8 protein-coding genes and 1 pseudogene are annotated in these 12,354 nt (G+C 64.5%); 3 read left to right on the top strand and 6 right to left on the bottom strand.

From position 1 onward, the window contains the following. Nucleotides 1–78 precede the first annotated feature (78 nt). From ACUXVA_RS03080 to ACUXVA_RS03060, 5 genes and pseudogenes are all read right to left on the bottom strand, one after another. Nucleotides 79–882: a DUF4167 domain-containing protein gene (locus ACUXVA_RS03080; RefSeq protein WP_265081634.1), complete on the bottom strand. Its 804-nt coding sequence runs from the start codon at nucleotides 880–882 to the stop codon at nucleotides 79–81. A gap of 474 nt (nucleotides 883–1,356) precedes the next feature. After that, a complete protein-coding gene (gene prmC / locus ACUXVA_RS03075) occupies nucleotides 1,357–2,253 on the bottom strand; it encodes a peptide chain release factor N(5)-glutamine methyltransferase (RefSeq protein WP_265083540.1) in 897 nt (298 codons plus the stop codon). Between the two features lie 259 nt (nucleotides 2,254–2,512). Then, nucleotides 2,513–3,600, bottom strand: a pseudogene (prfA, locus tag ACUXVA_RS03070) (peptide chain release factor 1). A gap of 56 nt (nucleotides 3,601–3,656) precedes the next feature. After that, the gene (gene ptsP, locus ACUXVA_RS03065; protein WP_445490775.1) at nucleotides 3,657–5,924 is read right to left on the bottom strand and encodes a phosphoenolpyruvate--protein phosphotransferase; all 2,268 of its coding nucleotides are present in this window, start codon (nucleotides 5,922–5,924) and stop codon (nucleotides 3,657–3,659) included. A gap of 267 nt (nucleotides 5,925–6,191) precedes the next feature. Next, nucleotides 6,192–7,445: an aspartate kinase gene (locus ACUXVA_RS03060; RefSeq protein ID WP_445490773.1), complete on the bottom strand. Its 1,254-nt coding sequence runs from the start codon at nucleotides 7,443–7,445 to the stop codon at nucleotides 6,192–6,194. A gap of 155 nt (nucleotides 7,446–7,600) precedes the next feature. Here ACUXVA_RS03060 and ACUXVA_RS03055 point away from each other — a divergent pair, with 155 nt between their 5' ends. Both ACUXVA_RS03055 and ubiG read left to right on the top strand, forming a co-directional pair. Next, nucleotides 7,601–8,068: a PH domain-containing protein gene (locus ACUXVA_RS03055; RefSeq protein ID WP_265081637.1), complete on the top strand. Its 468-nt coding sequence runs from the start codon at nucleotides 7,601–7,603 to the stop codon at nucleotides 8,066–8,068. Between the two features lie 18 nt (nucleotides 8,069–8,086). Beyond that, on the top strand, nucleotides 8,087–8,845 hold the full coding sequence (gene ubiG, locus ACUXVA_RS03050; protein WP_265081638.1) for a bifunctional 2-polyprenyl-6-hydroxyphenol methylase/3-demethylubiquinol 3-O-methyltransferase UbiG: 759 nt from the start codon (nucleotides 8,087–8,089) through the stop codon (nucleotides 8,843–8,845). 162 nt (nucleotides 8,846–9,007) lie between these two features. On the opposite strand, the gene ACUXVA_RS03045 is transcribed toward ubiG, so the two are convergent. Next, nucleotides 9,008–10,093, bottom strand: a complete 1,086-nt coding sequence (locus ACUXVA_RS03045) for a hypothetical protein (protein WP_265081639.1) — start codon at nucleotides 10,091–10,093, stop codon at nucleotides 9,008–9,010. A 236-nt stretch (nucleotides 10,094–10,329) separates the two neighbouring features. Here ACUXVA_RS03045 and ACUXVA_RS03040 point away from each other — a divergent pair, with 236 nt between their 5' ends. Further along, nucleotides 10,330–12,126 carry an adenylate/guanylate cyclase domain-containing protein gene (locus tag ACUXVA_RS03040; RefSeq protein WP_265081640.1) on the top strand — a complete coding sequence of 599 codons (1,797 nt, stop codon included), beginning with the start codon at nucleotides 10,330–10,332 and terminating at the stop codon, nucleotides 12,124–12,126. The last annotated feature ends 228 nt before the right edge of the window (nucleotides 12,127–12,354 follow it).

The raw sequence follows: 12,354 nt of genomic DNA, 5'->3' as shown, positions 1-12,354 counted from the left end.
CCCCGGATCTGCGAAGCGATACTTCGTATCGCATCGCGTCCGGGGCACGAGAGGATGTCGTGTAGCCTGGCTTAGTACTTACGTATTCCCGAAATCGTCACCCGGCGTCACCGGCGCGGGGGCGGCGCCTTCCGGGCGCGGGCCGTGCGGACGGCGGCGACGGCGCGGCGGAAAGCGCTCGCCGGCGGCGGCATCGAACGGCACCGGACCGTTCACCACCGGCTGCGGGCCGGTAATGAAGGACGGCAGACGGTCGACGCTGTCGCTGACCGGAATGACCGGCTGTGGCTGCGGTTGAAACTGCGGCTGCGGCTGATGCTGCGGACGCTGATCGCGATGATTGTTCTCGCGCGGTTCCCGAGGCTCGCGTGGCTGATACTGCTGATTGTCGCGCGGCTGGTAGGGCTGGCCGTCTCGCTGCTGGTTCTGCTCGCGCGGCGGCGGCGGATCGCGCGGGACGAACGGCTGCGGCTGCACCGGCACGAAGCCGGGCTCGGCGCCGAAGTTCGAGAACGTCTCGCCGTCGTCGTCGCCGTCCTCCGAGGCCATCTCGTTTTCAGTGCGCGGCTGCGGCTGGTTCTGACGAAACTGTTCCTGGGCAGCGGCAATCAGGCGGAAGTAGTGCTCGGCGTGCTGGTAGTAGTTCTCGGCTGCGACCGGATCGCCGGATGAGCGCGCGTCGCGCGCAAGCTGAACGTATTTCTCGGCGACATGAGAGGCAGTACCGCGAATCTTGATATCCGGCCCGTTGGACTCGAACACCCGGGTCATGGGATTCTGTCCGCGGCGGTTCTGGTTGTTGTTATTGTTGCCGCCGCCGTTGCTGTTGCGGTTGTTGTTATTACGCATCCGCTTGTTGTTGTTATTCTGACCGTTTCTCATGTCTCGCCTTTTTACCGATCCAGGATTGTCGTCAAAGAAAGTGTTGTCGCAGGGTGATTTTGTGCCACGGGCGCGACACCCGATTCGGGCTCCATCATGCGTGCCCGAGTTGCCATGCAGATCATTGCTGCATCGATCTTGCCGTATGTCGCGTTCGACAAAGACGCGTTCCCCAACCGCCGGCGCACATCGCCAGCCGGATCAAATCGTCACCCTGCCAGAATGTGCCCGGGTGTTTTTGCGTGAATTTCAAAGCGCAATATCAGGCTTTCGTTCGCTTTGCGGTCGCCAGCTGCGCAGCTTCTCAGCCATCGCGCTCAATCTGACCTGCCTGGTGGAACCTTTCACTCGGACGGGCTCTCTATCGAGAATTCTGACTTCCAGCCGTAAATCTACGGGGCGAGCCAACCCTGAACCGATGTTGTATCTGGAACGTAGTCGCTCCGGGCGGATATTCCAAGTGGTTTTTTCCGTTTAGGTTCCGTCTTGCCCAATGGGTTTCTGCCCGATGACCACCCGGCGGATGCCGGCAAGATCGGCCCTGGGTGGTCCGGGCAGCGTCAGCCCCGCGGCCTCCATGAGGCGGGCCACCTCGCCGCTCTGGTCGTGGCCGACCTCGACGAGCAGCAGCCCGCCGGGTGCCAGCAGCCGCGCCGCGTCCGGGGCGATGGTGCGGTAGGCGTCAAGGCCATCGGCGCCGCCGTCGAGTGCGCGGTGCGGGTCGTGCTCGCGGACCTCGATCGACAGGCCCGCGATGTCCGCAGAGCGGATGTAGGGCGGATTCGACAGGATCACGTCCCAGCCGCCGGCAAGCGCGTCGGCATAGTTGCAGGCCACGAAGCGCGCGCGCGACGCAAAGCGGAGGTCCCGCGCGTTCTGCCGCGCAGTCTGTAGTGCGGCGACATTGATATCGGTGCCGACGCCGCATGCGTTCGGCAGCTCGGATAGCAGCGCCAGCAGGATCGCGCCCGAACCGGTGCCGAGGTCGGCGATATCAAGCGGATCGTGACGGCGGTGATCGCCGTCCAGCAATTCGAGCGCCGCTTCGACGATGGTCTCCGTATCGGGCCGCGGCACCAGCGTATCGGCAGACAGCCGCAGCGGCAGGCTCCAGAACTCCCTGACGCCGAGGATCCTCGCGACGGGCTCGCCGCTGATACGCCGCTGCGCGAAGTCTTGCAGGCGGGATGATTCGTCACCGGTGAGAATGCGCGCTGACGCGCCGATCAGTGCGGTGAAGTCGAGCCCCAGCACGGCGCCGACAAGCAGTCGTGCATCGAGGTCCGGGGAGTCGATCTGATGCGCGTGCAACCCTGCGGCAAGCGCACGCCGCGCCGCGGCGACGGAAACTCCGGTGAAGGCATTGGTCACGAGCGCCGCCCTTTCTTCCCCTCTCCCCCAAGCAGCGCGGCTGCGCAGGCGGGAGAGGGTGTCTCGAAAGCGCGAAGCGCGTTCGAGACGGGAGAGGGGGCCGTCGCGGCAACAGGAAGCCCTCTCCCGCCCTCACTTCGCCATAGCCGATGCTGCGCATCGGCGTCTATCTTAAGAACGGCGGCCGAAGGCCGCCTAGGCACCCTCTCCCGCTTCGCGCTGCTGCGCAGCGCTCGGGGAGAGGGGAAGAAGGAAGCGCTCACGCCGCGTTGCCCTGCGCCGCCAATTGTGCGGCCTGGTGCTCGGTCGTCAGTGCATTGACCAGCTCGCCCAGCGCCTCGCCGGCGATCACCTGCGGCAGCTTGTAGAGGGTCAGGTTGATGCGGTGGTCGGTCACGCGGCCCTGCGGGAAATTGTAGGTGCGGATGCGCTCGGAGCGGTCGCCGGAGCCGACCTTTTCCTTGCGCTCGGCGGAACGAGATCGAGATCGATGCGCTGCTGCTCGGCGTCGTAGATGCGCGAGCGCAGGATGTTCATGGCCGAGGCGCGGTTTTTGTGCTGCGAGCGGCTGTCCTGCATCATCACCTGCAGCCCGGTGGGAATGTGGGTGATGCGGATCGCCGATTCGGTCTTGTTGACGTGCTGGCCGCCGGCGCCCTGGGCGCGCATGGTCTCGATTCGCAGATCCTCGTCGCGGATCGTCACATCGACCTCCTCGACCTCGGGCATGACCGCCACCGTCGCCGCCGACGTATGGATGCGGCCTTGGGTCTCGGTGTCCGGCACGCGCTGCACGCGGTGCACGCCGGATTCGAATTTCAGTTTGGCGAAGGCGCCGCGGCCCTGCACCTCGGCGATGATTTCCTTGAAGCCGCCCATGGTGCCTTCGGACGCCGAAACGACTTCCACCTTCCACCCCTGCAGAGCGGCGAAGCGCTCATACATCCGGTACAGGTCGCCGGCGAACAGGGACGCCTCGTCGCCGCCGGTGCCCGCGCGGATTTCCAGCACCACGTTGCGCTCGTCCATGGCGTCCTTAGGCAGCAGCGCGACGCGGATCTCCTGCGCCAGTTCTTCCACCCGAGCTTCCAGCGCCGGTTTTTCAGCCTGAGCCATTTCACGCATCTCGGCGTCGGTGGCGGCATCCTTGATCATGGCATCGAGTTCGGCGACTTCCCTGGCCGCCGCGCGATAGGTCTTCACCGCGTCGATCAGCGGGTTCAACTCGGCAAACTCGCGCGTTAGTTTGACGAAATTTTCGCCGCTCATCTGGCTCTGCAACTGGGATTCCAGTGAGGCGTGGTGGGCGAGCAGGACGTCGAGTTTGGTTTCGGGCAGCAGGGACATGGACGTATCTCGGAATCGCGGAAGGGAGAGGCGGCATTGTGCGGGAAACAGCCTCGCTACAACGACAGCCCCTCGGCCTCGGCAAATTCGGTCAGCTTCTGCCGGATCGACACGCTGCCCGACGGCGCGGCGAGCAGCGGCGCCATCATCGCCTCGGCCTTGCTGGCGTCTACATCGAGGACCAGCGCCTTCACCGGACCGTGCGCGGTGGCGGACAGCGACAGCGAACGATAGCCGAGCGCGATCAGCGCCAGCGCGCCGATCGGCGTTGAAGCCATCTCGCCGCACAGCGAGGCGTGCTTCCTGGCGGCGTTGGCCTTCTGCACGATTTCGCGCAGCACCCGCAGGATCGGCGCCGACAGGGTGTCGAAGCGCTCCGACACCTTGGCATTGCCGCGATCGACCGCGAACAGGAACTGGAACAGGTCGTTGGAGCCGACCGAGACGAAGTCGACCTTCTTCAGCAGCTCGTCCATCTGGTAGAGCAGGGCCGGCACCTCGACCATGGTGCCGACGTCGATGCGTTCCGGCAGCGAATGGCCATGCTGGCGCAAATAGGTCAATTCGCGTTCGATGATCGCCTTGGCCTGATCGAACTCGGCGACCTCGGAAATCATCGGGAACATGATGCGCAGTGTGCGACCGCCGCCGGCGCGCAGCAGCGCGCGGATCTGGCCGCGCAGCAGGCCGGGCCGGTCGAGGCCGAGGCGAATCGCGCGCCAGCCCAGCGCCGGGTTCTCCTCGGTGATGGTTTCCATATAGGGCAGCGCCTTGTCGCCGCCGATATCCAGCGTGCGGAAGGTCACCGGCTTGGGGCCGGCGGCGTCGAGCACTGCGCGATACAGCGCCGGCTGGTCGCTGGAGCGCGGCAGGCTTTCGCCGACCATGAATTGCAGCTCGGTGCGGAACAGGCCGATGCCGGCGCTGCCGGTGTCGTCGATATGCGGCAGGTCGATGATCAGGCCGGCATTGATCATCAGGTCGACCTTCTGGCCGTCCTTGGTCACGCACGGCCGGTCGCGCAGCGCCGAATACTGCGCCTGCCGGCGGGCGCGGAAGCGCACCCGTTCGGCATAGGCCGATTCGATTTCCTGGGACGGCCGGATGTAGATCGAGCCCGAGGTGCCGTCGACAATGATGGCATCGCCGGGATCGGCAATGCCCGGCGCATTGGCGACTTCGCCGATGGCGGGAATGCCGAGCGCGCGCGCCACGATGGAGACGTGGGAATTGGCGGTGCCTTCTTCCAGCACCAGGCCGCGCAGCTTCTTGCGGTCGTAGTCGAGCAGGGCGGCGGGACCCATGGAGCGCGCGATCAGGATGGCGTTGTCGGGCATCTGCTCGCGCGACGGCGCGTGATCCTGGCCGACCGGCTGGCGCATCAGGCGATGGCCGAGATCCTCGAGGTCATGCAGCCGGTCGCGCAGATAGGGATCGGTGGAGCGCAGCATCCGCGCGCGGGTGTCGGACTGTACGCGCTCGACAGCCGCTTCGGCGGTGAGGCCGGTAGCCACCGCCTCGTGCAGCCGGTGCGACCAGCCATGGTCGTTGGCGAACATCCGGTAGGCTTCCAGCACGTCGCGATGCTCGCCGCCTTCGGCGACGTCGCCGCGTTCCAGCATGCGGTCGAGGTCGGCGCGCAGTTTGGCCAATGCGGTGTCGAGCCGCTTGATTTCCTTGGGCAGATCTTCGGCGATGTAGTTGGTGATGACCACGCGCGGCTCGTGCAGCACCACGTGGCCGAGCGCGATGCCGTCGGACAGAACAGCGCCGGTCTTGTGCAGCGAATGGCGGGCGGCGGGCTCGGCGCCCGGCTGGGCCAGCGCCGACAGCTCGCCGGAGGCGATCATCTCGGCCAGCACCATGGCCGTGGTCTGCAGCGCCTCGACTTCTTCCTCGACGTAAGTGCGCTTGGCGCGGTTCTGCACCACCAGCACGCCCAGCGTGTTGCCAGCGCGCAGGATCGGCACGCCCAGGAACGAGTGGTAGATTTCTTCGCCGGTTTCCGGGCGGAACGAGAACGCCGGATGGCTCTGGGCGTCGTTGAGGTTGAGCGGGGTGGCCTCCGATGAGACCAGACCCACGAGGCCCTCATGGGCGCTCAGCACGGTCTGGTGGACCGCGTCGCGGTTGAGGCCTTCGGTGGCGTACAGCTCAAGGGTATTGTCGACCCGCAGCACATAGGTCGAGCACACCTCCGCCACCATGTTGGCGGCGATCAGCACCACGATCTTGTCGAGGCGTTCCTGAGCGCTGACCTGCTCCGCCATCACTTCGCGGAGCCGTCTCAGCAAGACGCGGGGGCCACCCGACGCGCTCCGCATGTGCTGACACCCTCCCCGCGAGGCCGGCGCGCCGAAATCTTCGCGCCAGCACTAAGTCCCAGAAAACAATAGAATTTTAGACATCATGCCGCAATGGACATGAAGGCCCAGACCGACTCAGATTGTACGCAACCGCGCCACTCAACCGCAACGACCGCCCGCTCTGGCCGTATAGCGAATTGAAGCCAGTTTTGCCAAGCAAAACGCCTGCCACCGGCAGAAACACACCGTTCGGCTCAAAACGCCGATAATTTAAAGAAAAATCTTCTACGCCTTGTCCAGTCCGTAGAGGGTGTGCAGCGTCCGCACCGCCAGTTCCGTGTAGGCGGCGTCGATCAGCACCGAAAACTTGATTTCCGAGGTGGTGATGGCGCGGATGTTGATCTGACGCTCCGACAAAGCGGCGAAGGCCTGGGCGGCGACGCCGGCGTGGCTGCGCATGCCCGAGCCGATCACCGAGACCTTGGCGACGTCGGTGGCGCTGTCGATGCGGGCATAGCCGATCCTGGCCTTGGCCGAAGTGATGGTCTCCTTGGCGCGAGCATAGTCTGACGCCGGCACCGTGAAGGTCAGGTCGGTGGTCTTGCCGTCCTCGGAGACGTTCTGCACGATCATGTCGACGTTGATGTTGGCCTCGGCCAGCGGCACGAAGATCGAGGCGGCGACCCCCGGCTTGTCCTCGATCTGGCGGACGGAGATCTGGGCTTCGTCCTTGGAAAAGGCGATCCCGGTGACGACGTGGCTTTCCATGATTTGTTCCTCGCTGCAGATCAGCGTGCCCGGCGGCGTGCCGTGGGGATCGATGTCTTCGGGTTTGTCGAAACTTGAGCGCACGAAAATCGGCATATTGTGGACCATGCCGACTTCCACGGAGCGGACCTGCAGAACCTTGGCGCCCTGCGAGGCCAGTTCCAGCATTTCCTCGAACGCCACCTTGTTGAGGCGCTGCGCCTTCGGCACCACGCGCGGGTCGGTGGTGTAGACCCCGTCGACGTCGGTGTAGATGTCGCAGCGGTCGGCCTTGATGGCCACGGCGATCGCCACCGCGGAGGTGTCGGAGCCGCCGCGTCCCAGCGTGGTGATGCGGTTGGTGTCCGGATTGATGCCCTGGAACCCGGCAATCACTGCGACTTCCTTGCGCGCCTTGAAGCGGTCGATCAGCTCGGAGCCGTCGATCTCCAGGATTCGCGCCGAGGCATGGGCGTCGGATGTCTTGATGGGGATCTGCCAGCCCTGCCAGGAGCGCGCCTGGATACCGATGGTCTGCAGCGCGATGGCCAGCAGGCCGGCGGTGACCTGCTCGCCGGAGGCGACGATGGCATCGTATTCGCGGGCATCGTGCAGCGGCGAGACCTCGCTGCACCACGCCACCAGCTCGTTGGTCTTGCCGGACATGGCCGAGACCACCACGGCGACGTCGTGGCCGGCGTCGACCTCGCGCTTGACGTGACGGGCGACGTTGCGGATGCGGTCGATATTGGCGACGGACGTGCCGCCGAACTTCATGACGAGGCGACCCATGACGACTGGTGCATTCCCTGAGAACTGCGGGTAAAGATACCGCCCACGCAGACGCGGTGGCGAAAAGGCGCGTATACATAACGGCGCCACGGGGGGCAAGCAACCCGGGGTCCGCGACGCCTGGAACACATCGAGAAAAGGCAACTGGATCGGTTATGGGGCGCTATATCGACGATATCCTGCAGCCGGGCGAGAAAGTGCTGTATTCCAGCAGTCTGCATTGGGTTGTCTATGGGTGGGCGATTGCGGCGTGGATCGCAGCCGCAGCCTTGCTGGTGGCGACGCGATACACGCTCAATGAGAGTTTGATCCTGTTTTGCCTGGCCTGCTCGGCCGTGGTGGCGCTGGTTGCGCTGTACTGGTCAATGCGCGCCTGGTTCCGACGCTGGACTACGGAGACCGATGTCACCAACCTGCGGGTGGTGCACAAGGAAGGCTTCATCACGCGGAAAACCTTCGAGATCAGCATCGATAAGGTCGCCAGCGTTAACGTCAATCAGGGCATCATGGGACGAATCCTGGACTATGGTGACGTCACGATTGAAAACATGGGCGACGCCGAGCTGATCATCCGAACGATTGCTTCTCCATTGGCGTTCCGCAGTCACATTACCGCGCGATAGGAATAACGGGCTCAAGCCATGTCCATGCAATCAGCTTCTCCCAGCGCCGCATCAGCGTCCGTCGATCCTGCCGAAGTCGCAAAATTCTCGAAGCTGTCCGAGCAGTGGTGGGATCCCAAGGGCAAGATGGCGCCGCTGCACAAGATCAATCCGCTGCGCCTGACCTATATCCGCGATGCCGCCTGCCGCAAGTTCGAACGCAACGTCAAAAGCCTGAACTGCCTGGCGGGCCTGCGTATGCTCGATATCGGCTGCGGTGCCGGTCTGTTGTGCGAGCCGTTCACCCGGCTCGGCGCCCAGGTGATCGGCATCGATCCCTCGGCGACCAACATCGCCGTCGCCAAACTGCATGCCGACAGGGCGCAGATGTCGATCGACTACCGCTGCACCACGGTGGAGGAGATGGATCCGCGCGAGCGCTTCGATATCGTGCTGGCGATGGAAGTGATCGAGCACGTGGTCGATGTCGGCGCTTTCCTCGACCGCTGTGCGCTGATGCTGAAGCCCGGCGGGCTCATGGTGGTCTCCACCCTGAACCGCAACTGGAAGAGCTTTGCGCTCGGCATCGTCGCCGCCGAATACGTGCTGCGCTGGCTGCCGCGCGGCACCCATCAGTGGGACAAGTTCGTCACCCCCGACGAACTCACCCATCACCTGGCGCGCAACAAGCTGGCTATCACCGAACAGTCCGGCGTGGTCTACAGCCCGCTCGCCGATCGCTGGAGCCTGTCGTCCGACCTGGACGTCAACTACATGGTGGTGGCCGAAGGCGTCTGACGCTTCTTCGGATGTTCCAGTTTCACGGTCCTCATGGTGAGGAGCGCAACGTTTGGTGCGCGTCTCGAACCATGAAGCGTTTGTCGCATCCTTCGAGACGCGGTCGAAGACGGCCGCTCCTCAGGATCAGGACGTCTGCTGGCGAGCGCGGCAAGCCACAGGCTATTTCAGATCCGCAAGCGATGCCGGGCCGGGACCTTCGGTGATCAGCGCCGGCCACTGATGCGAGCCGAACGGCACCGCCGGCGGCAGGTTGGTCTTGATGCCGCGCTTGGCGGTTTCGGCGATGATCGCCAGGCGCGCGTCGCCGCCCATCAGCTCGTAGTCCATCAAATGATAGTTGCCGAAGAACAGCGCACCCACGGAACGGTCCGCGATGATGCGGGTGAGGGACTCCAGCATGTCGGTCTGGGTCGTGGTGAAGGCGATGGTCTCGATCAGCAGCAGCCGGTCGTTGATCGCTTCCGGCGGGAAGAATTGCGCCAGCACGCTGAACAACACGTTGTTCTGCCGCGCCACATAGATAGTGTTGGAGGCCGCGTAGGTCTTGTCCCAGTCGGCGCCGAGCATCGCCTTCCAGCCGGCCAGCACTTCCATCCAGTGAGCGACCTGGGTCTGCGCGGCCCAGCTCACCACCTTGGCCAGATCCGGCGCCTGTTTCCTGCTGAATGCCTCGAGCGCTGCGTATGACACCGTGTTCTTGGCGATGCAGTCGTCCATGAAAGCCAGGTTGGCGGTCAGGATGCTGCGCACGGTGCCGCGCCACTCGGCCTGCATCGGCGTGGCATCGAGGGTCTCGATGGCGGCCTGCATGCGGCTGCGATAGGCCAGCATGGGCGCGCGCCAAGAGGTGTCGGCGGGATTGTCGAGATACGGACCGACCACCTCGGCCAGCGCCATGGCCGAATGGCCGGCCGACTTCAGCAACTGATAGACCACTGGCACCTGAGGCGCCTCGAGCGGCGGCTGGTTCGGGCGGAACAGGGTGAAGCGTCCGCCGGCGCCGGAGAACATGCCGAGGATCACCGGGTGCTGGCTCAGGATGTTCTTCTGGAAGATCTTGGCGGCGTTGCCGTAGAGCTCGAACATGCCGGTGTTGAGCGCCAGCGTGTTGGCGGTCGCGATCTCCGCGGGGGTGGTTGTGGTGCGGCCGGCGATCGGCGCCATGTGCGCCGGCAACCCCTGCGCATGTGCCGCGCCGATCATGGATGACAGGGCGGCGAGGATGGCGAGGGATCGGCGTATCATGGTCAAATCCTCATTGGCGCAGCTCAACGCTAGATAATGGAATGCACCGCTACTCGTTAATACTTCTTTCAGGCTGGCGCCGAAGCGCCGATCCACCACGTTCATGGCAGCACAAGCGGATTGCGCCAACGTGGTATCCAGCGCTAGTTTAGGGGCGCCGGGTCGGTACCTCAAAACCATTGGAATTGGTTTGCCAGCCACGTACCGTGGTATCCGCATGTTCAGGAGCACGGGAGATGGAGAGACGGCTAGCGGCCATCGTCTGCGCTGACGTCGCGGGTTACTCCCGCATGATGGGGGCCGACGATGCCGGCACGCTCGCCGCCCTGAAGGCCCACAAGGCCGCTTTCTATCCGGTCATCCTCAATCACGGTGGCCGGATCGTGAACACCGCCGGCGACAGTTTCCTGCTCGAATACCCGAGCATCGTCGGAGCGATCGAGTCTGCCGTTGCCATGCAGACGCTGATGGCCGAGCGCAACCACCATCTCCCCGAAGACCGCGCCATGCACTTTCGCCTCGGTGTCCATATGGGCGATGTGGTGGTCGAGGACGACCAGGTGTTCGGCGACGGGGTGAATATCGCCGCCCGGCTCGAGTCGGTGGCCGTGCCGGGTGGCGTGGCCGTGTCGGGAAAAGCCTATCACGAGGCCAGCAAGCACCTCGGCATCGCCCTCGTCGACGCCGGCACGCATCGCTTCAAGAACATTACCGAGCCGGTCGGGGTCTGGACCTGGGCGCCGGACGGTTCGGAGGCGCGCCATCGCGAGCTCAGGGACACGTCGAGCCTGCCGGCCCAATATCGTACGGCGATCGTCGGCGTGCTGCCCTTCGTCAACCTCAGCGACAGCGCCGACGAGTATTTTTCTGACGGGCTCACCGAAGATCTGATCCATGCGCTGTCGCTGCAGTCATTCTATCGGGTGCTCAGCCGCAACTCGACCTTCGCGTTCAAGGGCAAAAGCCTCAGTGCGCGGCTGATCGCGCGGGAAATCGACGCCACCTATCTGATCCAGGGATCGGTGCGGCGCGCCGGGACCAAGATCCGCGTGACTGCCGAACTGATCGCACCGGAGAACGGCGAGCAGTTGTGGACCGGTCGCTACGACCGCGACATCGGCGATCTCTTTGCGATGCAGGACGAAATCACCACGCACCTGTCGGCCGCGCTGGCGCCGGAGATCTACCGCGCCGAAGCCTCCGCCCCGGCCCGGTCGTCGTCGGCTGATCTGACCGCGTGGGATCGTTTTCTGAAGGGGCTGTCGCACTACTACCAGCAGACCAAGGCGGACTACGAGGCGTCGATCGGCCTGTTCAGGGAGGCCATCGCGCTCGATCCCGGCCTGTCCATCGCGCGCGCCTATCTTGCCACGATCCTGGTGCAGGGCGTGCAGTTCGGATGGATCCGGAGCACGAGCGAATTGTGGACCGAGGCCATGGAGCTCGCCGAAAGCAGCGTCCGGCTCGATCCCCGCTCCTCATTCGCGTTCGGGCTGCTCGGCTATGTGCATGCGATGCAGGGCAACTACGACACCGCCCTCAATGCCGGGAAAAAGGCGGTGGAACTGAACCCCTACGACATGGGCGCCCGCGGCATTCTCGGGATATGCCATTTCATGGTGGGCGAGCATCGGCAGGCCATCGAACTGTTTTCCCAGGCCGTGCAGCGCGGCAACAGCGACCCGCGCTATCAATGGCCGGCGCTGAACGCGTTCAGCCATTATCTGCTGGGACAATATGACGCTGCCTTGTCGTGGGCCCGCGAGGCGCTGTACCTCAACCCGAGCCACATGCAGGTGCTTGGGGTCAGGGCGGCGGCGCTGGCGCAACTGGAGCGCATGGAGGAGGCGGCAAAGGCCGCCGAACTGCTGCAGGACAGCTTTCCGGGCTTCACCGTTGAACGCCACCTCCGGAATTTCCGCTGGAAGAATCCCGCCGACACCGCCCATTATCGCGACGGGCTGCTCAAGGCCGGCGTGCCGTTGAACAGGCTCACGCTGGTTGGCCCTGCAAAGCGCGCGGCGGAGTCCTGACCACGATCGCATCCGGCCGGACCGGTGATCTGCGGCACCCGCGGCCGGGTCGCGGCAGGCAATGTTCACGCGTCTGTTTTCGTTCAGTTGACTTGTCCGGAAATCCGGGAAAACAATTGCAACCTCAAGTTGGGTCATTGCTGGGGAAAAGGTAAAATGATCGCGCTTGCCTTGAACAAAGCGCGTCGTTTCCGCGACGAAATCCGAAGCGCGTGAATTCGCCAGTCA

The organism is Rhodopseudomonas sp. RCAM05734, assembly GCF_052658035.1.
The sequence above is the reverse complement of the archived record's forward strand: the minus strand, read 5'-3'. Positions and strand labels throughout refer to the sequence as shown.